The sequence below is a fragment of the Microbacterium sp. K2 genome, assembly GCF_051365005.1.
Taxonomy (GTDB): domain Bacteria; phylum Actinomycetota; class Actinomycetes; order Actinomycetales; family Microbacteriaceae; genus Microbacterium; species Microbacterium foliorum_B.
Genome location: NZ_JBLWII010000006.1, coordinates 126130 through 149860, shown reverse-complemented (window position 1 = coordinate 149860; position 23731 = coordinate 126130). Strand labels below are relative to the sequence as shown.

The window sequence follows — 23731 nt, the reverse complement described above, 5'->3', positions numbered from 1 at the left end:
TGTGGTGGGTGTGAGGGAGGGGGGAGAGGTGCGGGTTCAGGGGCGCAGCCACGCGTCGAGCTGAGGGATCAGCGTCGCGAAGTCGGCAGCGCGGTAGGTGGGGGTCGCATCCGGATCGGGGAAGCCGCCGATCAGAGCGGTCGCATGGCCGCGCGCATGGGCGGGGGCGAGGTCGTTGTGCCAGATGTCTCCGATGCTCAGCACCCGCGCGTCCGCGGGCAGATCCGCCAGGAACGCATCGAGACCGGCCGGCTTGCCCGCACTCGTGACGATGCGGTCGAAGAGCCCGGCGAGGCCGAGAGCGTCCAGCGCCTGGTCGATGCGGATCGCCGGTGCGTTGGTGACGAGAACGAGCTCCGCGTCAGCCGAAGCATCGGCGAGGAAGGCGGCGAGGCCGTCGGGTGCGGTGATCGGAGCCGCTGCGGTGGCGAGCTCTGCTCGGCTCGCGAGATACGCGGCGCTGAGCATCCGGGCATCCGCACCACGGGCAGCCGCAGCTCGCCGCACCGCGTCGTAGCCGTCGAGGGCCCCACCGTCGGCGGCGGAGAGCGTCTCGCGGATGCCGTCGACGAAGCCGTGGTGGTCGCCGAGAGCGGCAGCCACCTGCGTGGCGTACGCCAGCACGGGCCCGTTCCCGAGGGCGATCGTGCCGTCGAAGTCGAAGAGGAGAATGGAGTTCACGGTGTTCTTTCCGCATCCGCACTCTGATCTCGCGGACGCTCCGTCCAGCATGCTCAGTGATTGTGGACAGAAAGTCCCGATCATGTGAACGCCGTGTGAACACTCCGTCCATCGGGATCTTGTAGCGTGAACGCCGTGTCCGGAATCGACGACCTCACGACCGCTGCAACCCGGGCGCAGTCCGACTCGGCGACGGCCGCACGTGCAGCCGTCGACAGTCTCCCGTGGCTCGTCGCCTCACTCGAGGACGACCGCGAGCACGGACGCTTCGACGCCTGGGGTCGGTCGACCGTGATCGACGAGAACATCGGCGCGCCCGTGATCTCTCGGGCATTGTTCGACGAGTTGCACCGCAGAGCAGGCATAGCGGCGCAGTGGCCCGTCGGCAACGCCGGACTCCTGCACTGCTACGGCTATCTGCTGTCACGCGTCGAGACGCCGTACGGGCTCAAGCGCGAGCGCTGGGTGACACCTGCTCTCGCCGAGGCGTGCGCTCTCGCACCCGACGCGTTCCTGCCCTGGCTCGAAGGCGCCACCCTGCTCCACAGAGCAGGCGCCGCGGCATCCGGGATCCTCCGCAGCGCATCGCTGTCGAGCACAGCGACCGTCGACGGACGACACACCCGCGTGGGGGTCACCCGCGAGCAGGGACCCGCGGCTCTGGCCTACGCGGTCGCCGTCACCTCCGAGACCACTCCCCTGCTGATCACGATGTTCCCCGTCGCCGACGCGGGCGTCGTGCTGACCGAGTTCGCGAGCACTCCTCGCCTGCGCTGGAACGCGGTGTGATTCGCATGCCGCATGCGCGCCGGTCAGGATGCTGATCTGCATCGCTCTCAGGCCCTAGTCGATTGCATATTGCGTTTTCGTGACGTTCGTCATAGTTTCAACACAGCGCTCGAGCGCTTCATCCACCCCGACGCACTGGCGCGTCATGTGAAGGAGACGACGATGTCTACCGCTTCCCCACCCCGCACCGACGAGACCGTCTGGCCCGTTCCGCGACGCGTCACCGGGATCGTCCTCTTCAGCTGTTGGATGGCGATCCTCGCCGACGGCTACGACATCGGCGTGATCGGCGCGGTGCTGCCCGCTCTCGCCGAGGATGCCGCCTGGTCGCTCTCCCCCGTCGAGCTCGGGGGCCTCGCCTCCTGGGCCCTGGTCGGCATGCTCATCGGCGCCCTCTTCATCGGCACGCTGAGCGACCGGGTCGGTCGCAAGCGGATGCTGCTGGTGTCGATGTCGATCTTCACGCTGATGCAGCTCGGTGCAGCGCTCGCCCCCACGCCCGAGATCTTCGGCCTCTTCCGCTTCCTGGGCGGCCTCGGCATGGGAGGCATCATCCCGGTCGCCGCCGCGCTCACGATCGAGTTCTCCGCCCCGCGTCGGCGGGCGCTGAACTACGGGATCATGTACTCCGGCTATTCGCTCGGCATCGTCGTGTCGGCGCTCGTCGCCATCCTGCTGCTCCCGCAGCTCGGCTGGCGCTGGGTGATCGCGGTCGGAGCGCTCCCGATCCTGCTCATCCCCGTGATCGCGAAGGTGCTGCCCGAGTCGCTCGAATCCCTCGAGAACCGCGGCCGTCACGACAAGGCCGTCGCCCTCGCCTATCGGCTCGGAATCAACCCCTACATCCCCACGGACCGCCCGGCTCTTCCCGAGGGCGAGCGTCGGCCGTGGCACAGCATCCTGCACCAGCTCTTCTCGCGACGCTACCTGCGCTCGACCGTCTTCCTCTGGATCTCGCTCTTCGCCGGGCTGCTGCTGGTCTACGGCCTGAACTCGTGGCTGCCGTCGATCATGCGCGCCTCCGGGTACGACCTCGGCCCCGCACTCACGTTTTTGCTGGTCTTCAGCCTCGCGTCCGCCGTCGGCGGCCTGGGAGTCGGCTACCTCGCCGATCGCTTCGGCGCCAAGCCGGTGCTCATCACCTTCTATGCGCTGGGCGGAGTGGCCTGTCTTCTGCTGATGTTCCCGAACGGGATGCTCGTGAACCTGGTGCTCGTGGCCATCTCGGGCATCGGGTCGATCTCGACGTCCCTCGTGCTCACGGCCTACATCACCGACTACTACCCGGCATCCGTCCGCGCGACAGCCGCGGGCTGGGCATTGAGCTTCGCACGCATCGGTGCGATCCTCGGCCCGATCATGGGCGGCTGGCTGGCGTCGCTCGCGATCGGCGTCGAGTGGAACTTCGTCGCCTTCGCACTCGTGGCGATCGTCGCCGCCGTGGCCGTGTCGCTGGTGCCGAAGAAGCCCGCGGCGCTGGGCTGAGGTCGCTCAGCGCGGTGCGTGCGCCTCGAGGAACTCGTACACATCAGTGGTGTCGACACCGGGGAAAGCCCCGGTCGGCAGCGTGGCGAGCAGGGTGCGAGGAGTCCTGACGTTCGGCCAGGAGTTCTCGCGCCACCGTCCCTCGAGGTCGGCCGGCGCTCGGCGGCAGCAGACCTCCACCGAGTGCTTCGACACCCCCCGGTGCGGGGTGTCACGCCCGACGAACCACTTGGTGTCATCGAAGCGCACGCCCACGCTCACCGAGTGCAGCCCCTCGCTCGACGCCTCGACTCGGGCGGTGCACCAGTACGTGCCGTTGCCCGTGTCGGTGTACTGGTAGTACGGATTGAAGCGGTCGTCCTCGTCGAACACGACACGGCTCGTCCACCGTCGGCAGCACATCTGGCCCTCGATCGACCCGAGTCGGTCGGTCGGGAAGTTCACGTCGTCGTTCTCGTAGGCCTTCGTGATCGTCCCCGACTCGTGCACCTTGAGGAAATGCACGGGAATGTCGAGGTGGCGGGTCGCGAGGTTCGTGAAGCGGTGCGCCGCAGTCTCGTACGAGACCGAATAGGCGTCACGGAGGTCCTCGATCGAGATCGCCCGACGTGATTTCGCATCCTTCAGCGCGGGCACCACGTGGGCCTCGGGAACCAGCAGCGCCCCGGTGAGGTAGTTCGTCTCGACGCGCTGGCGCAGGAACTCGGCGTAGCTGCGCGGCTCCGAATGCCCGAGGATGCGGCTGGACAGAGCCTGCAGCACGGCCGTTCTCGCGTCGCCCTTGGCCGGCACACTGCTCGAGAGGTACAGCCGCCCGTTCGCCAGATCGGCGACGCTGCGCGTGGTCTGCGGCAGATCGGGCGCGTAGTGCAGCGTGAACCCCAGATAGGCGGCGATCTCGGATGCGGTGCGCTGGGTGAGCGGACCGCCGGGATGACCGACCGCCGCGAGTATCTCGGCGGCTTTGGCTTCGAGGTCGGCGAAGTGGTTGTCCTGCCTGCGCATGAGGTGGCGCAGCTCGACGTTCGCTCGTCGCGCCTCCTCCGGCGTGGCCGCCCGCTCGTCGCGGAGCCGATCGATCTCGCCGTGCAGCGCGAGCAGTGCCTTCAGTGCATCCGTCGGCATGCTCTTGGCGATGCGGAACGGCTCGATCCCGAGCGCCTGGAACGTCTGCCCCTTCATGGCGCGTTCGAGAGCGATCTCGATCGCACTGCGCTCATCGAGCGGCTCGCCCTCGAGCAGCGCATCGATCGTGACGCCGAGCGCCCGCGCGATCGCCTGCAGCTGAGTGAGCTTCGGCTCCCGCTTGCCCGTCTCGATCATCGACATCTGACTCGGGGCCCGATCGACCGCCGCCGCGAGATCGTCGAGGGTCATTCCCCGCGCGGTGCGCAACTGACGGATGCGTCGTCCGATCGTGAGGGAGTCGGCGTCTTCTTCGACCGCTGAGGTGCTCATGCGGCCGATTCTGTCACAGAAACAGAATTCCTGTCGATCTTCACAAGCGGATTGGCCGAGTTCGGGCCAGATCTTCACCCACAGTGGAAATACGCCACCCGGCTTCACGGTCCGGGCATCCAACGGAGGAGACACCATGACGAACACCGCTCAGAACCACACCCCGCGACCCGCAGGTCTGCGTGCCGGCGACCAGGTTCAGACGGCCGCCGAACTCCGGGAGATCTGGGAGACGGATCCCCGTTGGGACGGCGTCGAGCGCACCTACTCGGCAGAGGACGTCATCCGCATCCGCGGGTCGGTCCGCGAGGACTCCACCCTCGCCCACCGCGGTGCCGAGAACCTCTGGAACCTGCTGCACACCGAGGACTACGTGCGAGCGCTCGGCGCCTACACGGGCGGCCAGGCCGTGCAGCAGGTGCGGGCAGGCCTCAAGGCCATCTACCTCTCCGGCTGGCAGGTCGCAGCCGACGGCAACCTCGCCGGCCAGACCTACCCCGACCAGTCGCTCTACCCCGCCAACTCGGTTCCGGCGGTCGTGCGTCGCATCAACAACGCGCTGATCCGCCAGGACCAGCTCGAACACGCCGAGGGCGAGGTCACCCAGGACTGGCTCGCACCGATCGTCGCCGATGCCGAGGCCGGCTTCGGTGGCCCCCTCAATGCCTACGAGCTCGCGCAGTCACTGATCCAGGCCGGGGCAGCCGCCATCCACTGGGAGGACCAGCTCGCGAGCGAGAAGAAGTGCGGCCACCTGGGCGGCAAGGTGCTCGTGCCCACGCAGCAGCACATCCGCACCCTGAACGCGGCACGTCTCGCCGCCGACGTGTCGGGAGTGCCGACGGTCATCATCGCCAGGACGGATGCTCTCGCCGCCGACCTGCTGACGAGCGACGTCGATGAGCGCGACCAGCAGTTCACCACCGGCGAGCGCACGACCGAGGGCTTCTACCGCATCCGCCCCGGCATCGAGTCGGTCATCAGCCGCGGCCTCGCATTCGCGCCGTATGCCGACCTGCTGTGGGTCGAGACGGGAGAGCCCGACATCGACCTGGCCCGTGCGTTCGCCGCAGCGATCCACGAGCAGTTCCCCGGCAAGATGCTCGCCTACAACTGCTCCCCGAGCTTCAACTGGAAGCGCCACCTGTCGGACGCCGAGATCGCGACGTTCCAGCAGGAGCTGGCTGACCTGGGCTACAAGTTCCAGTTCATCACGCTCGCCGGCTTCCATGCCCTGAACCACTCGATGTTCGACCTCGCCCGCGGCTACGCCGATCGCGCCATGAGCGCGTACGTCGAGCTGCAGGAGGCCGAGTTCGCCGCAGAGGCGAACGGCTACACCGCCACCAAGCACCAGCGCGAGGCGGGCACCGGCTACTTCGACGTCATCTCGACCGCGCTCAACCCCGACAGCGCGACCCTCGCCCTCGCCGGCTCCACCGAAGCCGCGCAGTTCCACTAAGCCATCGCAAAGGACTCAGATCATGACCACTCCCACCGCTCCTCCGACAACCGCTCCGATCCAGACGACGCAGCAGGGTCCGGCGATCAGCGTCACCGGTCCCCTGCGCGAGCGCTACGACGAGATCCTCACTCCCGAGGCGATCGCGTTTCTCACCGAGCTGCACCACCGCTTCGCCGCTCGCCGTCACGACCGGCTCGCTGACCGCATGCGCCGCCGGTTCGAGATCGGCAACGGGCACGATCCGCGCTTCCGCGATGACACCGCGCACATCCGAGCGGATGCCGACTGGCGTGTCGCCGGCCCCGGCCCCGGGCTCGAAGACCGTCGGGTCGAGATCACCGGGCCGACCGACCCGAAGATGACGATCAACGCACTGAACTCCGGAGCGCGGGTGTGGCTCGCCGACCAGGAGGACGCCACGAGCCCCACCTGGAAGAACGTCATCGAGGGTCAGCTGTCTCTGCGCGACGCGATCCGCGGCGAGCTCTCCTTCACCGTCCCCGCGACCGAATCGGGGCCGGGCAAGGAGTACCGCGTCACCGCCGAGCGCACGCCGACGGTCGTTATGCGCCCTCGCGGCTGGCACCTGCCCGAGAAGCACCTGCAGTTCACCGATCGCGCAGGGCGCCGCACCGCGGCATCCGGTTCGCTCGTCGACTTCGGGCTGTACTTCTTCCACAACGCGCAGGAGCTGATCGCGAACGGCCGCGGGCCGTACTTCTACATCGCCAAGCTCGAGTCGAGCGAAGAGGCGAAGCTGTGGGACGACGTGTTCTCGTTCAGCGAGGAGTACATCGGCATCCCGCATGGCACGATCCGCGCCACCGTGCTCATCGAGACCCTGCCCGCGGCGTTCGAGATGGACGAGATCCTCTACGAGCTGCGCGACCACTGCGCGGGCCTCAACGCGGGACGCTGGGACTACATCTTCTCGATCATCAAGAACTACCGCGGCCGCGGGGCGCGCTTCGTGCTTCCCGACCGCAGCGAGGTGACGATGACGGTGCCGTTCATGCGGGCCTACACCGAGCTGCTCGTGCAGACCTGCCACAAGCGGGGCGCCTACGCGATCGGCGGCATGAGCGCCTTCATCCCGAACCGTCGCGACCCTGAGGTGACCGAGCGTGCGATCGAGAAGGTCTCGGCCGACAAGAAGCGCGAGGCCGGCGACGGCTTCGACGGCACCTGGGTGGCCCACCCCGACCTGATCCCCACGGCGCAGGCCGAGTTCGACGCCGTGCTCGGCGACCGCCCGAATCAGATCGATCGGCAGCGCCCCGAGGTCCTGGTGACCGCGTCGCAGCTGCTCGACCTGCACATCGGCCGCCCGATCACGGCTCAGGGTGTGCGCGACAACGTCTCTGTGGCGATCCGCTACCTCGAGGCGTGGCTGCGAGGGCTCGGCGCAGTGGCCATCGACAACCTGATGGAGGATGCCGCGACGGCCGAGATCAGCCGCTCGCAGGTGTGGCAGTGGATCCACCAGGACCGCACCACCGAGGACGGCACACCGATCACCGCCGAGTACGTCGAGGGCCTGATCGGCGAGGTGCTCGACGAGGTCGAGCGACGCGACGGCGACCGCTTCGACGACGCGGCATCGGTGTTCCGCGACGTCGCGCTGCACGAGGAGTTCCCGGCGTTCCTGACGCTCGGCGCCTACAGCCGCTTCCTCGTCGAGGAGGCCTGACCCTCTCTGCACGAAAGGGGGCCCTTCGGATGCCGCGGTTCGGCATCCGAAGGGCCCTTTCATGCGCATGCGGACACTCGAACCCCGCTCGGTCCGCCCCCTCGAGAACGGGCGTAGCCTGAGATCATGAGCGACGTCTGGTCCGACATCTCCTCCGAGTTCCTGCACCTGTATCCGCGCGGCCGCCGGCTGGTCGTCGTTGCCGGAGCGGATGCCGAGCGCTCACGCCGAGCAGCGGACGACTTCGCCTCCGCCCTGACGTCGGCAGGTCAGCGGGTCGAGCGGGAGCACAGTGCAGACGGCGACGAGCAGGCTCTGCGCACCGACGTCGTCGCGCCGTTCCGAGCCCGCCCCGACAGCGGCACCGTCCTCATCGTCTCGGGTCCGCCCGAACTGCTCGGCCCGTCAGTGCGCGGGCTGTGGAACTTCATCGTGTGGCAGCTCGCAGGCGACGAGGCGCCGCACTCGATCGCCTCTGCGATCGTCGATGTCTCAGACCCCGCTCATCCGACCCGGCGCTTCGCGGACTACTGCGCACTGCCCTCGTCCTTCGGCGCCTGAGCGCAGCATCCGCGCCTCGTTCCCGCACTGAACGCTGCGGTCGTGCAGGTTTTCGCGGGTGCCCCGGTCCCCCCGACCGAGGCACCCGCACGTCCGCCCGCGCTGTGCGCCGGCGATCCGTCGTGCCCGACGCTCGCGCGCCTTTCCCCGAGCTTCCGGACGGGCGATCCGCCTCGTCCGGAAGCCGTGACGGCCGGATCATCAGAAGTCGCGCCTCCCGCATCACCTGCCGTCATGGCCCGCCTGGGGACACGGGCAGGTTCAGGTTATGCACGCGCTCAGGCTGCCGGAAGCGCCACGGACCGTCCCGTCACCGGATGCGCGGAGCCCGGCACGGCGTGTGACACTTGGCACCCGAATCGCGGTCGAATGTCACTTTGCGCACCGCGCCAGTCGGCGTGCCGACCGCGCCGGAACCCGCGATCTCGAACGCGGCGACCCTCGTTCGGTTCCAGCGCCCGACGCCGCCGGCTCAGGCCGAGGGCCCCAGCTGCTCGTCGCTGAGAAGCATCGCCTCGGCAAGACGCGATGGCTGCGTGCGCGCAGCCATCCGGTACGCGCTCGGGCTCACCCCGACGTGACGGGAGAACTGGGCACGAAGCGCTGCCGCATCTGCGAAACCGGACTGCGCCGCGACCGTCGCGAGGTCCTGTGGCGGAGTGGACACCAGCTGCTCGCGTGCCGTCACCAGCCGCCGTCTAAGCAGTCGTGCGGCGAGACTCTCGTCCATCCCTGCGTAGAGACGGAAGAGCTGGCGACGGCTGACGTGCAGCTCGTCGGCGAGCTCCGCGATCCCGAATGCCGCGTCCCGATGGCGCCGTTCGATGATCCGATCCGCCTCAGCACGCACCAGACCGGCCCGATCCGTCTCGCCGTCGCCGGGGAACTGCCGGAAGAGGCTGCGTACGAGCGCGACGAGCGCCGCTTCGGTGCCAGCCAGAGCTCTTTCGCCCTGATCAGGATCCTTCGCCCACTCGAACAGCATGCGCCCCAGAGCGGCTCCCGCGGCCCTGGTCAGCGGAGTATCGGGGAACATGTCGGCTCCTGCGGCAAGCACATGCTGATAGCCGGGCACGGCGGCGACCGGCACGACCACACCGGTCGTCTCGCTCACCCCGAGATGCTCGATCGACGATGCCCCGAGACTCGACATGAATCCCATCCGCCCCACGCTCATCAGCTGCACGCCCGCAGCGGTGCGCAACCTCTGCCCGCCCTGGTTCGCCATGCCGAGGATGATGATGTCCATACCCTCGGGAGCGCCGACCTCGTAGCTGACCGTATGCGAGGTCTCGAGGGTGCTGTAAAGCATCGTGGCGCCGATGGATCTGCGCAGCAGGGCAGCCTCGAACGCATCCGGGTCATCGGCCTTCATCGTGCCGAAGTTCGAGAGCTGCAGCATGCCGAGGTGACCGTCGAGGCGCATCACCTCCGCCGTGAACCACGCCGGCACCGTTGCACCATCGCCGTCGCCATGGGCGGGCGGCACCCACAGTCCGCCCGAGAGCCTGCCCAGCCACGCGGCCATCTCCGCATCATCGAGTACTCGTGACATCGCATCCCCCAGCGGGTGCGAGCAGCCTTCTGCGCCCGCCCCAATCCCCGCCCTCACGATAAGTCGGCCCGGTGAGGCACAGCAATATATACGTTCGACCGAGGCTCGATCCGGCCTCGGGCTCGGCGGCTCAGCGGCTCAGCGGAACGATGCGGCGACGGAGTTGCGGTGGTAGTCGAACACGATGCTGGTGCGAGTCGAGGCGACGCTGCTCTGTGCAGACAGGTGCTCGAGCACGAACTCGCGCATCTCGGACGAGTCAGCGACCGCGATATGCAGCAGGAAGTCGTCGTCTCCGCCGAGGAAGAAGACCTGGATCACCTGCGGCAGCGCGCGCACGCGATCGGCGAACTCGACGATGCTCTCGCGCCGGGCGCTCGGTCGAAGGCTGACGCCGATGATGGCCTGCAGGCCGGCGCCCAGCATCCGCTCGTCGACGCTCGCGTGGAAGCCGCTGATGACTCCTCGATCCACGAGTGCACGCAGGCGGGCGTGCGCCGTCGACGGTGCCACTCCGAGCTGTCCGGCGAGCTCTGCGTTGGTCATCCGCCCATCCGCGCTCAGCAGCTGTACGATCCTCGCATCGACCGCATCGAGTGCCGGCGCCCGAAGGGTGTTCGTCTGAGGGGCTTCGGATGACGTCTCCATGCGAATGATTATGCAGGATCGCTGGGCTGAACGAATGTTCTTCAGGCATTCTGTCGAATCGTCGACGTTTCTGCGATTCTGAAATGCACACACGCAACCGCAATTTGGAGGATCGATGAAGATCGGCGTGCCGACCGAGGTCAAGAACAACGAGAACCGCACCGCGCTCACCCCCGCGGGTGCCGACCGGCTTGTTCACGAGGGCCATCGCGTGCTCGTGCAGTCGGGAGCGGGAGTCGGCTCCGGCATCTCCGACGAGGCCTACCGGATCGCCGGCGCCGAGATCGTCGAGACCGCCGAGCAGACCTGGGGCGAGGCAGACCTTCTCATCAAGGTGAAGGAGCCGATCGCCCAGGAGTACGGCTTCCTGCGCTCCGACCTGACCCTCTTCACCTACCTGCATCTCGCCGCCGACCGGGCGCTGACGACTGCGCTCGTCGACGCGGGAACCACGGCCGTCGCCTATGAGACGGTGCAGCTGCCCGACCGCAGCCTGCCCCTGCTCGTGCCGATGAGCGAGATCGCCGGTCGCCTCTCTGTGACGATGGGCTCATACTCACTCATGCGATCCGCGGGGGGACGCGGAGTGCTGATGGGCGGCATCGCAGGGGCCCCGCGCGCCAAGACCGTCGTGATCGGCGGCGGCGTCGCCGGCGAGCATGCGGCTGCGAACGCGCTCGGCCTCGGGTCCCAGGTCACGGTGATCGACATCTCGCTTCCGCGTCTGCGCGAGCTCGAGCACCGTTACGGCGGCGCTCTCCAGACGCGTGCGTCGAGCCGGTACGACATCGCCGAAGAGCTCGCGACGGCGGATCTGGTGATCGGATCGGTGCTGATCCCCGGTGCCGCAGCGCCGAAGCTCGTCACCGACGACATGGTCGCCGGCATGAAGCCCGGCTCGGTGCTCGTCGACATCGCGATCGACCAGGGCGGATGCTTCGAGGGATCCCGTCCGACAACGCACGACGACCCCACCTTCGCGGTGCACGACTCGATCTACTACTGCGTCGCGAACATGCCCGGCGCCGTGCCCGAGACCGCCACGAGGGCTCTGACCAACGCCACCCTCCCCTACGTCTCTGCCATCGCAGGCAAGGGCTGGGAGCGTGCGGCCGCAGACGATGCCGCTCTCGCCAAGGGCCTCAACGTGCAGGGCGGACGCATCACACTCGATGCCGTGGCGACGGCCCACGGCCTCACATCCGCGTGAACAGCGCGCGATCCGTCTCTCCTGCCGGCGAGCGCGGTGATCGTCGTCTCCGTTCTGCCAGGATGAGCGCATGGACGTGACGCAGGCCCAACGAGATGTCCGACGCGTGTACCGCGGAGGATTCTCTGGCCCGCTCGTGTCAGCCTTCATCTGGGGGGCCGCGGCGGCTGCATACCAGTGGTGGTCACCCGGGGCGACGATGGCGATCCTGTTCTTCGGAGGGATGCTGATCTTCCCTCTGTCATCGCTCGTACTGAAGGCGATGGGAGGCCCCGCATTCCTACCTAAGGGCCACCCGTCGATCGCGCTCGCGATGCAGAGCGCTTTCACGGTGCCGCTCGGGCTGCTCGTGGCGATCGCGCTCGGTCTGCTGGAGCCGTCATTGTTCCTGCCGGCCTCCCTCATCGTCGTCGGCGCGCACTATCTGACCTTCATCTCGCTGTACGGGATGCGTGCGTATGGCGTGCTCGCCGGTGTGCTCGTAGCTGTCGGCGCAGCCGCCCTCTTCGCCGTGCCGTCACTGCGTCCGATGAGCGGGTGGATCGGTGCTGCCGCGCTCCTGGCGGCGACGGTTCCGCTCTTTCTGAGTGCCCGCTCCGAATCTTTCGAGAGTCGACGCGAAGCCTCACCGGCACCTCAAGCGCAGCGCTTCGATAGTGCGCCAGCCAAGCCTTCGCACCGACCCGACTGACGAACACAGCGCCCCGCCCTACCGCAGGTCGTCGAAGCGGATCGTGTTGCGGAGCACGCCGATCCCCTCGATCTCGGTCGTGACCATGTCGCCGTCGCGGAGCCACCGCGGTTCCGGCATCCCCAGCGCCACTCCCCCGGGCGTGCCCGTGAGCACGATGTCCCCCGGACGTAGCACCGTGATCTGCGACACGTAGGCCACCAGGTCGGCGGCGTCGAACACGAGCTCGGACGTGTCTGCGTCCTGCACCAGCTCGCCGTTCACCGCACAGGTGATGCGCAGCCCGTCGCGCGGGTCGAGTTCGTCGGCGGTGACCACCCAGGGCCCCACCGGTGTCGTCGCGTCGAACGCCTTGCCCTGGAGCCACTGCAGGGTGCGCTGCTGCCAGTCGCGCATGGAGATGTCGTTCGAGACCGCGTAGCCGAGGATCGCCGCCTGGGCCCGCTCGCGGTCTGCTCGATGCACCTCGGCACCCACGACGACGGCGAGTTCCGCCTCCCAGTCGAGCTTGTCGGTGTTGCGCACGACGATGTCGTCCTCCGCACCCGTCAGCGTGTCGGCGAACTTGGCGAACAGCGTCGGGAACTCGGGCACCGGCCGACCGGTCTCGACGATGTGGTCACGATAGTTCAATCCGCAGCAGAACACCTTCGACGGCCGCGGCACGGGGTTCGCGAACTCGCGCGCCTCGACATCGACTCTGGCCGGATGCCGAAGTGCGGCCTCTGCACGCGTCCGCCAGTCCGGCGCAGAGATCAGCTCCTGCGCATCCGCTTCGTCGAGCAGCACCCAACCGGCGGCATCCCAGACGGCGGCATGCGTGCGGCCCTCTCGCCGCACCGTGGCGAGACGCATCAGCTGTCCTGCGATGCAGCGATGTGGGCGACGCCCTGGATCTCGATCAGCGCCTCGGGCTGCCACAGCCGCGTCACGCCGATCCCCGCCATCGCGGGGTACTCGGTGCCTGCCAGCTCGCGCCAGCGTCGGCCGATCTCGCGTCCGTTGCGCTGATAGTCCTCGACGTCGGTGAGATAGATGGTGACGTCGACGAGATCGCGCGGTTCGCCTCCGGCGGCGGCGAGCGTGGTGAGCACGTTCGAGAACGCCTGGACGAACTGCTCGACGATGCCGCCCTCGACGATGTGCCCCTCGGCATCCATCGCCGTCTGCCCGCCGAGGTAGACGAACTCCCCTGCTCGGACACCATGGGCGAATCCGCTCGGCTTCACGAGCGAGTCCGGGTTGATGATCTGCCGCGACATGTGCGGTCTCCTTCGTATCGGTGTGTCTGTGGATCTGCGCGTCGGCCGACGCTGAGTCAGTGGGCGAGAGCGTCGGCCGTCGTCGGTGCCGGCGTCCAGCGGCGATGGCTCGCCTCGACGCCTTCTGTCTGCGGATCTCTCACGAGAGCGAGCCGAGGGCGAACGGCGTCGGTGCGCGACGACGGCGGCTTGCGCGAGCCTGCGCGGAACTGCGGCACCCACTCTGCTCCCGCTCCGCGGTACCCCTGATCCGCCGCCGCATGCAGGGTCCACTGGGGGTCCCACAGGTGGGTGCGCCCGAGAGCGACGAGGTCGGCGCGCCCCGCCAGCAGGATCGAGTTGACGTCGTCATGACTCGAGATGGCGCCGACGGCGATCACGCTGACACCGGCTGCGGCCGCCACTCGATTGCGGATCGCGTCGGCGAAGGGGGTCTGGTAGCTGCGGCCGAACTGCGGACGCTCGTGGGTGGCGATCTGCCCCGAGGACACGTCGATCGCCGCGGCACCGTGCCCGATGAAGGCACGGGCGATCTCGACGGCGTCGTCGACCGTGTTGCCTCCGTCGATCCAGTCCTCGGCCGACAGGCGCACGGCGAGCGGGCGCTCCTCGGGCCATGCGGCGCGCATCGCATCGAACACCTCGAGCGGATACCGCAGCCGGTTCTCGAGCGAGCCGCCGTACTCGTCGGTGCGCTGGTTCGATACCGGCGACAGGAACGACGAGATGAGGTAGCCGTGAGCGGCGTGCAGCTCCGCGAGATCGAATCCCGCGTCGGCGGCACGACGGGTCGCCGCGACGAACTCCTCCCGGATCGCCGTCATGGTCTCGCGATCGACCTCTCGGGGCACCTGATTCTCGGCCCCGTAGGGCAGTGCAGACGGGGCGACCGTGTTCCAGTTGCCCTGCTCGAGAGGCCGGTCGATGCCCTCCCACATCCGGCGGGTCGAGCCCTTGCGCCCCGAATGCCCGATCTGCACACCGATCCTGGCTGTCGAATGGCCGTGCACGTAGTCGACGATGCGCTTCCACGCACCGGCCTGCTCGTCGGTGTAGAGCCCCGCGCACCCCGGTGTGATCCGTCCCTCGGGCGAGACGCACACCATCTCGGTCATGACGAGTCCGGCACCGCCCATGGCCTTGGAGCCCAGGTGCACCAGGTGGAAGTCGCCCGGAACCCCCTCGACCGACGAATACATGTCCATCGGCGACACCACGATGCGGTTCTTCAGTTCCAGCCGACCGACGTGATGGGGGCGGAACATCGCCGGTTCGTGGTCGTCGCGACTCTGGAGCGGCGCCCCTCGGACGATCTCCGCCGCGAACTCGGGGTCGCGCATCGCCAGGTTCTCGAGCGTGATCCGACGGCTGCGGGTCAGCAGGTTGAACGCGAACTGCAGCGGCCTCTGATCGGCATACTGACCGATCCTCTCGAACCACTCGAGCGAGGCCTGCGCCGCGCGCTGCGTCGACGCGACGACGGGACGACGCTCCACCTCGTACGCGTCGAGCGCCTCATCGAGCGACGCGTGCTCGTGCAGGCACGCGGCGAGCGCAAGGGCGTCCTCCATGGCGAGCTTCGTGCCGGAACCGATCGAGAAGTGCGCTGTGTGGGCCGCATCGCCGAGGATCACGAGGTTCTCATGGTGCCAGTGGTCGTTTCGCACCGTGGTGAAGTTCAGCCACTTGGAGTTGTTCGTGAGCACCTCGTGACCGCCGAGCACGTCGGCGAAGAGCTCGCGGATCTTCGCGACCGAGCGCTCGTCGCTGACACCGGGCGGGAAGACCTCGTTCTCGGTCGCGTCGAGGCCGGCCGCCCGCCACACGTCCTCGTGCATCTCGATGAGGAAGGTGCTCCGCTCATCGGAGTACGGGTAGCCGTGCAGCTGCATCACACCGTGCGGGGTGTTCAGCACGGCGAACGTGAACGCCTCGAACACCCGGTCGGTGCCGAGCCACATGTACTTCGAGACGCGACGATCGAGATCGGGTCCGAAGCGGTCTGCGAACTGTCCGCGCACGAAGGAGTTGATGCCGTCGGCGCCGAGTACGAGGTCGTACTGCTCCATGAGCTCGGCGGCATCCGGCGCGGGCGTGCGGAAGAGGATCTCGACGCCGAGCTCGAGGCAGCGCCGCTGCAGCAGCTGCAGCAGCTCCTTGCGACCCATCGCCGCGAAGCCCTGGCCGCCGATGGTGTGGGTCTCGCCGCCGAACACGACATCGATGTCGGTCCAGCGCGCGAACTGCTCGCCCATGCGCTGCGCGATCACCGGGTCGGCGTTCTCGATCCCGCCGAGGGTCTCATCGCTGAACACGACGCCGAACCCGAAAGTGTCGTCAGGCGCGTTGCGCTCCCAGACCGTGATCTCGTGGGTGGGGTCCAGCTGCTTCATGAGAGCGGCGAAGTAGAGCCCCGCGGGTCCTCCGCCGATGACTGCTGCGCGCATGTCAGGCTCCTCGGGTTTCTGTGACGGCGACGTCGGCCGAGGCGGCCGCGCGTTCGCGAAGGATGAAGTGCTGCACCTTGCCGCTGGGATTGCGGGGCAGCTCGGTCAGGTAGTCGACCCGACGCGGGCACTTGTAGACGGCCAGTCGGGATTTGACGTGATCGAGGATGCTCGTCGTGAGCTCGGCGGACGGTGGGACGCCGTCGCGCGGGACGACGAATGCCGAGACGATCATGCCGCGCTCTGGATCGGGGCAGCCCACGACGGCGCACTCGAGAACATCCGGGTGTCCGAGCACGACCTCCTCGACCTCGGGAGCCCCCACGTTGTACCCGGCGGTCACGATCATCGAGTCGTTGCGTGCCTGGAAGGTGAAGTAGCCGTCCTCGTCGCGCACGAACGTGTCACCGGTGATGTTCCAGCCGTCGTGCACGTAGACGCTCTGACGCTCGTCGTCGAGGTAGCGGCATCCGGTCGGCCCGATCACTCCCAGCCGCCCGGGCTCACCGACGCCGAGCTCGCGCCCGTGGTCATCGAGGATCGCTGCGCGATACCCCGGCACAGCCCGCCCCGTCGTACCAGGACGGATGTCGTCTCCGGATGCCGAGATGAACACGTGCAGCATCTCGGTCGCGCCGATGCCGTTGATCAGCCGCACCCCGCTGGCGGCCTCCACCGCCTCGAAGGTCGAGATCGTCAGGTGCTCGCCGGCCGCGACCGCGATGCGCAGACGGCGCAGCTCACCGGCCAGTCCTTCCTTGATCACGCTGCGATAGCCGGTCGGAGCCGTGTAGAGCACGGTGATGCCGAGCGGTTCGATGAGCTTGGCGAGTTCGACCGGGGTCGCGCGTTCGACCAGAACCATGGCGCCTCCGGTGCGCAGAGGGAACACGACGTTGCCGCCGAGACCGAAGGTGAAGGCGAGCGGCGCCGTGCTCGCACTCACGTCGTCGGACGTGAGGCGCAGCACGTGGCGAGCGAAGGTGTCGGCGTTGGCGAGGACGTCACGGTGGAAGTGCATCGTGATCTTCGGTACGCCGGTGGTGCCGCTGGTGGCGCCGAGGAGAGCGACGTCATCGGCCGCGGTGTCGACCGCCGTGAACTCGCCCGTCTTCGCGTCGCAGGCACGGATCAGCGCGTCGTCATCGCCCCCGAAGACGAGCACGGCGGGCGCGACGGCCAGCTCGGCGAACGCGGCCTCGGCGTCGGTCGCGCCTCGGTGATCCACCACCGCGACGGCGGGACGCACCCGCTCGGCGATCGGACGCAGCTCTCGCGCACGCCACGCCACCATCGTCGTGACGACGACCATCCCCGCCTTGAGTGCCCCGAGCCAGCAGACCACGGTCCACGGGCCGTTGAGCATGCGCAGGAGCACCCGGTTGCCCGGGACGAGGCCGAGGTCTTCGGTGAGGACCTGAGCGAACTGGTCGACGCGCCTGCGCAGTTCGCGATAGCTCCACGTGGTGCCGTCGGCGAGCAGGATCGCCGGACGGTCGGCGCCGAACCTTTCGATCGTGCGGTCGAGGAGCTCGACCGCGGCGTTCAGACGCTCGGGGTACTGGACATCGGGGATCGTGAACTCGAGGGTGGGCCACAGGTGTGCCGGTGGCAGGGAATCGCGCGTGAACGTGTCGACGTGCGCAGAGGGGGAAAGCGTCATTGCTGGTCCCTTCGGACTGAAGTGGAGGTGTGGTCAGAGCGGACGACCCGGACGGATCATCCCCTCCTGCGCGACAGTGGCGACGAGCCGCCCGTCACGGGTGTAGAACCGGCCGAGGCCGAGACCCCGGCCGTCGGAGATCGCCGCGCCCTCTTGCGCGTAGAGCAGCCATTCATCGGCACGAGCGGCCGTGTGGAACCACATCGCGTGATCGAGGCTGGCCGTCACCAGCCCCTCGGTGCGCCACGGAAGCCCGAGCACCCGCAGCACCGGCTCGAGGATCGTGTAGTCGCAGACATAGGCGATCGCCAGCTGGTGGGTGCGCGGGTCGTCATCGAGCCGGTCGAACGCGCGCATCCAGACCGCCTGGTGCGCCGTGCGCTCTCCCTCTATCTCGAGGTAGACGCTGCCCGGCACATGTCGCATATCGAAGCTGCGGCCATGCGACCAGTACTCGATGTCTGCGCCGTCGAAGCCCGAGAGGACCTCGGCCGACGAGCGCAGCAGCTCGGGCATGGGCACCTCCGGCATCGGCGGAGCATGCTCGGGGAACTCCTCGGGCACGTGGAACGACGCGGTAGCCATGAACGCCAGCCGGTCGTGCTGATGCCCGCGCACGTGTCTCGTCGAGAACCCCCTGCCGTCGCGGATCGTCTCGACCTCGTAGCGAACGGGCTCTGCCACATCGACACCACGCAGGAACGTGCTGTGCACCGAGTGGAGCGACCGGTCGTCGCCCACCGTGCGAAGAGCCGCCGCGACGCTCTGGGCGACCAGGTCTCCGCCGTAGGCCTTGGGCCACGGCACCGGCTGCGGCTGCGCCTCGAACGCCCGGTCGGCTTGCGTCGTCGTCACCTCGGTCAGGGCTATCGCGCGATGGAACGCGGCCGAGGTGCTCATACGCGACGGAAGCCCTCGAGCGTCGAGTCGTCGACATCGTCGAGGTTCACGACGATGTTGTCGGGGGTGCGTGTCGTGAGCCAGACGAGCTCCTCCGTCACCGACATGTTCGCCTCGACGTGAGGCATGAACGGAGGCACGAAGACCCAGTCGCCGGCGGCCATGTCGAGGTACTCGCGGTATCCCTCACCGAAGTAGATGCGGCCGGCGCCGCGGAGCACGTATCCCCCGGTCTCGGCTTCGCCATGGTGGTGCGGGAGCGACCGGTACCCCGGATCGTTCGACACCTGGCCGAACCAGATCTTCGTGGCCTCGGTGTGCTGCGGTCCGACACCCGAGACGCGGACGCACCCGCCCGACGACATCGTCTGGGTGTCTTCTTGTCCGCTGCGGGTCACCTGCGGGACCCTGTCCCAGCGCAGTTCGTGCTCGGTCATGAAAGCTCCTTCGCTCCGTGTCGAAGAAGTGTCACACACGTGACGACCGTCACGCAAGTGCGATACCGATATGCAGTGTCAGTTCATCACGGATGACACGTAGCGTTCGGCCGACGGCTCGAGGCCGGCGTGGAGCTCAGCGAAGACGCGGGCCGCTTCGACGCCGATCCATCCGTCCGGAAGCAGTCCGAGGGGCAGACCGGGATCCAGATAGACCAGACGACGCCACTGCGTGATGGCACGCACGTGGGCCGCGAACGCGAGGCGCTCGTCGGTCTCGCCGATCACGGCGCCGAAGGACTCGACGAACCCTCGATAGAGCGGCTCCATGGCGTCGAGATCCCACCACTTGCGCACCGCCTCGTCGAGTGGGTCCGACGACACCCGCGAGCCGAGGAACAGCTCGACGTAGTCGTCGAGACCCGCGCCCTGCAGCGCGGTCCCTGTCTCCTCCGCGATCAGGCCTGGAGCGATCCAGAGCCCTCCGCTGACCTGTCCGAACCCCAGCCGCTGCAGGAGCTTGCGCAGCTGATGGCGCAGCGGCCTCTCGCTCTCGGGAACGCTGAAAGATGCGAGCAGCCACGGATCGGACGTCTCGGCCCTTCGCGATTCGAAGATGCGGCGATCACCCGCCGCGAAGACGCCCTCCAGCGACGACGACAGTCGGTAGGCGCCTCCGCCTTCACTCACGAGGATCCCGCGCTGCTTCAGCCTCGAGACCGAGGAGCGCACGACGCCGGGGTCGACGCCGAGCGCGGACATCATCTCGATGAGCGCCGCGATGCGGATCTCACCCCCGTGCGCACGGACGTAGCGGCCGAACACCGTCACGATGAGGTGCTGCGGCCGGACTCCGGCCTCAGGCGTCAGCTCGTCAGCATCCATCGGCATCCCGTCCGCACTCATGAGCATTCAGCGTAGCGGCCGTGCCACGATGCCCCGCTCCCTCACGCCGGGGCGACGCCGACGGCATGCTCGAAGACGAGCTGCGTCTGCGATTGGCCCAGGTCGGGGTGCGCCCCGACGTTGATCCTGATGAACTCCCGCAGTGCGGGCACGTCGGCCGTCGCCACGTGGATCACGAGGTCGCGATCACCACCGAGGAGAAAGACCTGCTGCACTCCGGGCAGCGCGCGCATGAGCGGGACGAGATCGGTGACCTGGCTGCGGGCGTGGTCGAGCACCGCGACCGACACCAGCGCATTTATCGCCGCCCCCGCCGCCTGCGGGTCGACGACTGCGCGGTAACCGCGGATCACCCCGGCATCCTCGAGCAGGCGCACACGACCATGGCACGTCGACGGCGGGAGGCCGACACGGGCCGCCAACTCCTTGTTCGACAGCCGTCCGTCCCGAGACAGCTCGTGCAGGATACGTCGGTCGCCATCCGTCAACGTGAACATCATCCCCCTCCTTTTCGAGCCCCAGCTCGAACAAGATTCGAGAATACGGAAACTCCTTGAATCATCTTCATGACTGTGCCATCGAGGTCGAATCCTTGCAATACTCTCGTCGCGCTCGAGTCCGAAGACGGCCACCGCGGCGCTCCTCACCCGATGCAACGACGCTGGAAGGACACCCATGGCGGAATTCTCCGACATCCAGACCCGAGAGATCGGCCTACAGAAAGCCCTCACGGCACGGCAGCTCGGCATGATCGCGCTCGGCGGCGCGATCGGCACCGGACTGTTCCTCGGCAGCCGGTTCGCGATCGGCTTCGCCGGCCCCAGCGTTGTGCTGAGCTATCTCATCGGCGGCATGATCGCGCTGCTGCTGATGGCGGGGCTCGCCGAGATGACCGTGCAGCATCCGACTTCCGGATCGTTCGGCGCGTATGCCGAGCACTACATCGGGCCGCTCGCCGGGTTCCTCGTGCGCTACATGTACTGGGGCTGCATCGTGCTCGCTGTCGGCACCGAGGTCACTGCCGTCGGCGAGTACATGCTGCTGTGGTTCCCGGACATCCCGCCGTGGATCTGGGTCATTCTGTTCGGCGGAGCGCTGATCCTCGTGAATGCGATGAACGTCAAGAGCTTCGGCACGCTCGAGTACTGGTTCTCGGCGATCAAGGTCTTCGCGATCATCGCGTTCATCGTGGTCGCGGGCTGGCTGGTCTTCTTCTCGGGCGACCAGAAGCGCGGAGTGCACAACTGGGCGGCAGAGGGCGGCTTCCTGCCGAACGGTCTGAGCGGCATGTGGTTCGCCGTGATCGTCTCGATCTTCAGCTACCTCAGCATCGAGATGATCGCGGTCGCCGCCGGCGAGGCCGCCGAACCCGAGAAGGCAGTGAAGAAGGCTTTCAAGGTCACCGCCTTCCGCCTGCTCATCTTCTACATCCTCACGCTCTCGCTGATCGTCTCCATCGCGCCGGTCTCCGAGATCCTCTCCGGATCGAGCCCGTTCGTCACGGTCATGCAGGTCATCGGCATCCCCTTCGCAGATTCCGTGCTGAACTTCGTCGTTATCATCGCCGCGCTGTCGGCCATGAACAGCCAGCTCTACATCTCGACGCGCATGATGTTCTCGCTGTCGCGCGCCGGAGAGGCGCCGCGGATGTTCGGCAAGGTCGGCAGGAACGGCGCCCCGCTGAATGCCCTGCTGCTCTCGACCGGCGGCATCGCGGTCGCCACCGTGATCTACGTACTCAACCCTGCCGACGCCTTCGCCATGATGTTCGCGATCTCGATGTTCGGGGCGCTCTTCACGTGGTTCATGATCTTCGTGACCCACGTCGCGTTCCGCCGCCGCCTGGCCGCGCGTGGCGAGAAGCCGAAGTACTCCGTACGGGGTTCGAGGCCTGGCGCGATCATCGGAGCCCTGCTGATGCTGGCGATCGCCGTCTCGACCGCCCTCACCGAGGACTTCCGTTCGACGCTCCCCTTCGGGATCCCGTGCCTCGCGGTCGCCATCGGCGCATTCTTCCTCGTGCAGCAGCGACGACGGGCACAGGACGCTGCACCCGCCGACTCTGCGGCGAGCGCTGGAAAGAACCGCGATTCTTGATGGCATCCGACCCCTCATCGACCCGTCCCACCCGAGTACGCTCGTAATCGTGACCGAACGCGCTCCTCTCTCTCGCAAGCTCTCCGCCATCGCCGAATCCGCGACCCTCAAGGTCGACGCCAAGGCGAAGGCCCTCAAGGCCGAAGGCAAGCCCGTCATCTCGTATGCCGCGGGCGAGCCCGACTTCGCGACGCCGCAGTTCATCGTGGACGCAGCGGCCGAGGCTCTCGCCGACCCGGCGAGCTACCGCTACACCCCGGCTCCGGGTCTTCCCGCGCTGCGGGAGGCGATCGCCGCGAAGACGCTGCGCGACTCGGGACTCGAGGTCTCGCCGAGCCAGGTCATCGTGACCAACGGCGGCAAGCAGTCGGTGTACCAGGCGTTCCAGGCCGTGGTGAACCCCGGCGACGAGGTGCTTCTTCCCGCTCCGTACTGGACCACCTACCCCGAGGCGATCCGCCTCGCCGACGGCACCCCCGTCGAGGTGTTCGCGGGCGCCGACCAGGACTACAAGGTCACGGTCGAGCAGCTCGAGGCGGCCCGCACCGAGCGCACCACCGCGCTGGTGTTCGTCTCCCCGTCGAACCCGACCGGCTCGGTGTACACGGCCGAAGAGACCAAGGCCATCGGCGAGTGGGCTCTCGAGCACGGCATCTGGATCATCTCCGACGAGATCTACCAGAACCTGACCTACGAAGGCGTCAAGGCGACCTCGATCGTCGAGGCCGTGCCCGAGGTCGCGGGCCAGACGATCCTCGTCAACGGCGTCGCGAAGACCTACGCCATGACCGGCTGGCGCGTGGGCTGGATGGTCGGCCCCGCGGACGCCATCAAGGTCGCCGCCAACCTGCAGTCCCACCTGTCGAGCAACGTGAACAACGTGGCGCAGAAGGCCGCGATCGCCGCACTCAACGGTCCGCAGACCGAAGCCGAGCAGTTCCGTGAGGCGTTCGACCGCCGTCGCCGTCTGATCGTGTCGGAGCTGTCGAAGATCGACGGACTCGTGGTGCCCAACCCGCTCGGCGCCTTCTACGTGTACCCCGACGTGCAGGGTCTGCTCGGTCGCACCTGGGGAGGCAAGACGCCGACCACGTCACTCGAGCTCGCCGACCTCATCCTCGAGCAGGCCGAGGTGGCGGTCGTTCCCGGCGAGGCTTTCGGTCCCTCCGGCTACATCCGCATGTCGTACGCACTCGGCGACGACCAGCTTCTCGAGGGTGTGCAGCGCCTGCAGCGCCTGTTCAGGTGAGTCGCTCCCGCGCCCGGCTGCAACGCCGAGACCCCCTCGCATCCGCCCGGACACGAGGGGGTCTCGGCGTTTCGGCCGGGCCCAGCGAACAGAGCCCGGCGCGTGCTCACGCCTCGTCGTGGAATCCGATCAGCCAGCGGATGCCGTAGCGGTCGATGACCGTGCCGTCGTAGTCGCCCCAGGGGCGCTTCTGCAGCGCGTCGATCACCCGGCCCTCCTTCGAGAGCTGGTCGAACCAGCTGGTCAGCGTCGACGCATCCGCCGTGCCGAGCAGCGAGAGGAACATGCCGCTCATCTGCACCGCGTCGTCGTCGGCTCCGGCATCCGCACCCGCGAGCTCGACGGGCCCCGTGAGCTGTCCGTGTGCGATCGCATCTGCCGGCCCGTCGTGGCGTCCGGCACCGGCGTAGTCGAGCAGCTGGAGCTCCCCGCCGAAGACCGACCGGTAGCGCTCCAGCGCTTCGGCTGCGTTCCCGGGAAACAGGAGGTAGGGGATCAGTCCGCTCATGCCGCGAGTGTACGGCGAACGGGCGACGT

General features: G+C 68.0%; 22 protein-coding genes. 9 read left to right on the top strand and 13 right to left on the bottom strand.

The window, feature by feature from the left end:
• Positions 1–36 precede the first annotated feature (36 nt).
• On the bottom strand, positions 37–681 hold the full coding sequence (locus ACLKOY_RS15785; RefSeq protein WP_436454485.1) for an HAD family hydrolase: 645 nt from the start codon (positions 679–681) through the stop codon (positions 37–39).
• Between the two features lie 135 nt (positions 682–816).
• On the opposite strand from ACLKOY_RS15785, the gene ACLKOY_RS15780 reads away from it, so the two are divergent.
• Both ACLKOY_RS15780 and ACLKOY_RS15775 read left to right on the top strand, forming a co-directional pair.
• A complete protein-coding gene (locus ACLKOY_RS15780; protein WP_436454484.1) occupies positions 817–1470 on the top strand; it encodes an amino acid deaminase in 654 nt (217 codons plus the stop codon).
• A 162-nt stretch (positions 1471–1632) separates the two neighbouring features.
• Complete coding sequence (locus tag ACLKOY_RS15775; RefSeq protein ID WP_436454483.1) at positions 1633–2955, top strand: MFS transporter; 1323 nt, start codon at positions 1633–1635, stop codon at positions 2953–2955.
• A 6-nt stretch (positions 2956–2961) separates the two neighbouring features.
• On the opposite strand, the gene ACLKOY_RS15770 is transcribed toward ACLKOY_RS15775, so the two are convergent.
• Positions 2962–4413 (bottom strand): helix-turn-helix domain-containing protein, encoded by a 1452-nt coding sequence (locus ACLKOY_RS15770; protein ID WP_436454482.1) that lies wholly within the window; start codon positions 4411–4413, stop codon positions 2962–2964.
• Between the two features lie 136 nt (positions 4414–4549).
• Here ACLKOY_RS15770 and aceA point away from each other — a divergent pair, with 136 nt between their 5' ends.
• The 3 genes from aceA to ACLKOY_RS15755 all read left to right on the top strand — a co-directional run bounded on the left by aceA (position 4550) and on the right by ACLKOY_RS15755 (position 8129).
• Positions 4550–5875, top strand: a complete 1326-nt coding sequence (aceA, locus tag ACLKOY_RS15765) for an isocitrate lyase (RefSeq protein ID WP_436454481.1) — start codon at positions 4550–4552, stop codon at positions 5873–5875.
• A gap of 22 nt (positions 5876–5897) precedes the next feature.
• Positions 5898–7568 (top strand): malate synthase A, encoded by a 1671-nt coding sequence (gene aceB / locus ACLKOY_RS15760; protein WP_436454480.1) that lies wholly within the window; start codon positions 5898–5900, stop codon positions 7566–7568.
• Positions 7569–7694: 126 nt separating this feature from the next.
• The gene (locus ACLKOY_RS15755; RefSeq protein ID WP_436454479.1) at positions 7695–8129 is read left to right on the top strand and encodes a hypothetical protein; all 435 of its coding nucleotides are present in this window, start codon (positions 7695–7697) and stop codon (positions 8127–8129) included.
• Between the two features lie 472 nt (positions 8130–8601).
• Here ACLKOY_RS15755 and ACLKOY_RS15750 read toward each other — a convergent pair whose 3' ends face one another.
• Together ACLKOY_RS15750 and ACLKOY_RS15745 are read right to left on the bottom strand one after the other, a co-directional pair.
• Positions 8602–9684, bottom strand: a complete 1083-nt coding sequence (locus ACLKOY_RS15750) for a helix-turn-helix domain-containing protein (RefSeq protein WP_436454478.1) — start codon at positions 9682–9684, stop codon at positions 8602–8604.
• Between the two features lie 138 nt (positions 9685–9822).
• A complete protein-coding gene (locus ACLKOY_RS15745; protein ID WP_140037856.1) occupies positions 9823–10332 on the bottom strand; it encodes an Lrp/AsnC family transcriptional regulator in 510 nt (169 codons plus the stop codon).
• A gap of 115 nt (positions 10333–10447) precedes the next feature.
• Between ACLKOY_RS15745 and ald the strand changes: the two genes are divergently transcribed.
• On the top strand, positions 10448–11542 hold the full coding sequence (gene ald / locus ACLKOY_RS15740; protein ID WP_436454477.1) for an alanine dehydrogenase: 1095 nt from the start codon (positions 10448–10450) through the stop codon (positions 11540–11542).
• A gap of 70 nt (positions 11543–11612) precedes the next feature.
• Positions 11613–12233, top strand: a complete 621-nt coding sequence (locus tag ACLKOY_RS15735) for a DUF7010 family protein (RefSeq protein WP_436454476.1) — start codon at positions 11613–11615, stop codon at positions 12231–12233.
• Between the two features lie 18 nt (positions 12234–12251).
• Here ACLKOY_RS15735 and ACLKOY_RS15730 read toward each other — a convergent pair whose 3' ends face one another.
• From ACLKOY_RS15730 to ACLKOY_RS15695, 8 genes are all read right to left on the bottom strand, one after another.
• Complete coding sequence (locus ACLKOY_RS15730; protein WP_436454475.1) at positions 12252–13088, bottom strand: fumarylacetoacetate hydrolase family protein; 837 nt, start codon at positions 13086–13088, stop codon at positions 12252–12254.
• Entirely contained in the window at positions 13088–13495 is a 408-nt protein-coding gene (locus ACLKOY_RS15725) for a RidA family protein (protein ID WP_436454474.1), read from the bottom strand. Before ACLKOY_RS15725 ends, ACLKOY_RS15730 begins: the two co-directional genes overlap by 1 nt.
• Before the next feature lie 56 nt (positions 13496–13551).
• Entirely contained in the window at positions 13552–15942 is a 2391-nt protein-coding gene (locus tag ACLKOY_RS15720) for a bifunctional salicylyl-CoA 5-hydroxylase/oxidoreductase (protein WP_436454473.1), read from the bottom strand.
• Between the two features lies 1 nt (position 15943).
• On the bottom strand, positions 15944–17605 hold the full coding sequence (locus ACLKOY_RS15715) for an AMP-binding protein (protein WP_436454472.1): 1662 nt from the start codon (positions 17603–17605) through the stop codon (positions 15944–15946).
• A gap of 33 nt (positions 17606–17638) precedes the next feature.
• Positions 17639–18505 (bottom strand): acyl-CoA thioesterase, encoded by an 867-nt coding sequence (locus ACLKOY_RS15710; protein WP_436454471.1) that lies wholly within the window; start codon positions 18503–18505, stop codon positions 17639–17641.
• Positions 18502–18942, bottom strand: a complete 441-nt coding sequence (locus tag ACLKOY_RS15705; protein ID WP_436454470.1) for a cupin domain-containing protein — start codon at positions 18940–18942, stop codon at positions 18502–18504. The genes ACLKOY_RS15710 and ACLKOY_RS15705 overlap by 4 nt, the downstream gene beginning before the upstream one ends.
• 78 nt (positions 18943–19020) lie before the next feature.
• On the bottom strand, positions 19021–19848 hold the full coding sequence (locus ACLKOY_RS15700) for a PaaX family transcriptional regulator (protein WP_436454469.1): 828 nt from the start codon (positions 19846–19848) through the stop codon (positions 19021–19023).
• Between the two features lie 41 nt (positions 19849–19889).
• On the bottom strand, positions 19890–20348 hold the full coding sequence (locus ACLKOY_RS15695; RefSeq protein WP_436454468.1) for an Lrp/AsnC family transcriptional regulator: 459 nt from the start codon (positions 20346–20348) through the stop codon (positions 19890–19892).
• A gap of 175 nt (positions 20349–20523) precedes the next feature.
• Here ACLKOY_RS15695 and ACLKOY_RS15690 point away from each other — a divergent pair, with 175 nt between their 5' ends.
• On the top strand, positions 20524–21945 hold the full coding sequence (locus tag ACLKOY_RS15690; RefSeq protein ID WP_436454466.1) for an amino acid permease: 1422 nt from the start codon (positions 20524–20526) through the stop codon (positions 21943–21945).
• 49 nt (positions 21946–21994) lie between these two features.
• The gene (locus ACLKOY_RS15685; protein ID WP_436454465.1) at positions 21995–23194 is read left to right on the top strand and encodes a pyridoxal phosphate-dependent aminotransferase; all 1200 of its coding nucleotides are present in this window, start codon (positions 21995–21997) and stop codon (positions 23192–23194) included.
• Positions 23195–23300: 106 nt separating this feature from the next.
• Here the strand turns inward: ACLKOY_RS15685 and ACLKOY_RS15680 are convergent, their stop codons facing one another.
• Positions 23301–23702, bottom strand: coding sequence for a VOC family protein (locus ACLKOY_RS15680; protein ID WP_436454464.1), 402 nt, complete (start codon positions 23700–23702; stop codon positions 23301–23303).
• Positions 23703–23731: the final 29 nt, after the last annotated feature.

Bases quoted from the DNA above. Each gene is read 5' to 3' on its own strand.
- ACLKOY_RS15775 (WP_436454483.1), top strand. From the start codon at position 1,633: ATGTCTACCGCTTCCCCACCCCGCACCGACGAGACCGTCTGGCCCGTT.
- ACLKOY_RS15770 (WP_436454482.1), bottom strand. From the start codon at position 4,413: ATGAGCACCTCAGCGGTCGAAGAAGACGCCGACTCCCTCACGATCGGA.
- aceA (WP_436454481.1), top strand. From the start codon at position 4,550: ATGACGAACACCGCTCAGAACCACACCCCGCGACCCGCAGGTCTGCGT.
- aceB (WP_436454480.1), top strand. From the start codon at position 5,898: ATGACCACTCCCACCGCTCCTCCGACAACCGCTCCGATCCAGACGACG.
- ACLKOY_RS15755 (WP_436454479.1), top strand. From the start codon at position 7,695: ATGAGCGACGTCTGGTCCGACATCTCCTCCGAGTTCCTGCACCTGTAT.
- ACLKOY_RS15750 (WP_436454478.1), bottom strand. From the start codon at position 9,684: ATGTCACGAGTACTCGATGATGCGGAGATGGCCGCGTGGCTGGGCAGG.
- ACLKOY_RS15745 (WP_140037856.1), bottom strand. From the start codon at position 10,332: ATGGAGACGTCATCCGAAGCCCCTCAGACGAACACCCTTCGGGCGCCG.
- ald (WP_436454477.1), top strand. From the start codon at position 10,448: ATGAAGATCGGCGTGCCGACCGAGGTCAAGAACAACGAGAACCGCACC.
- ACLKOY_RS15735 (WP_436454476.1), top strand. From the start codon at position 11,613: ATGGACGTGACGCAGGCCCAACGAGATGTCCGACGCGTGTACCGCGGA.
- ACLKOY_RS15730 (WP_436454475.1), bottom strand. From the start codon at position 13,088: ATGCGTCTCGCCACGGTGCGGCGAGAGGGCCGCACGCATGCCGCCGTC.
- ACLKOY_RS15725 (WP_436454474.1), bottom strand. From the start codon at position 13,495: ATGTCGCGGCAGATCATCAACCCGGACTCGCTCGTGAAGCCGAGCGGA.
- ACLKOY_RS15720 (WP_436454473.1), bottom strand. From the start codon at position 15,942: ATGCGCGCAGCAGTCATCGGCGGAGGACCCGCGGGGCTCTACTTCGCC.
- ACLKOY_RS15715 (WP_436454472.1), bottom strand. From the start codon at position 17,605: ATGACGCTTTCCCCCTCTGCGCACGTCGACACGTTCACGCGCGATTCC.
- ACLKOY_RS15710 (WP_436454471.1), bottom strand. From the start codon at position 18,505: ATGAGCACCTCGGCCGCGTTCCATCGCGCGATAGCCCTGACCGAGGTG.
- ACLKOY_RS15705 (WP_436454470.1), bottom strand. From the start codon at position 18,942: ATGACCGAGCACGAACTGCGCTGGGACAGGGTCCCGCAGGTGACCCGC.
- ACLKOY_RS15700 (WP_436454469.1), bottom strand. From the start codon at position 19,848: ATGAGTGCGGACGGGATGCCGATGGATGCTGACGAGCTGACGCCTGAG.
- ACLKOY_RS15695 (WP_436454468.1), bottom strand. From the start codon at position 20,348: ATGATGTTCACGTTGACGGATGGCGACCGACGTATCCTGCACGAGCTG.
- ACLKOY_RS15690 (WP_436454466.1), top strand. From the start codon at position 20,524: ATGGCGGAATTCTCCGACATCCAGACCCGAGAGATCGGCCTACAGAAA.
- ACLKOY_RS15680 (WP_436454464.1), bottom strand. From the start codon at position 23,702: ATGAGCGGACTGATCCCCTACCTCCTGTTTCCCGGGAACGCAGCCGAA.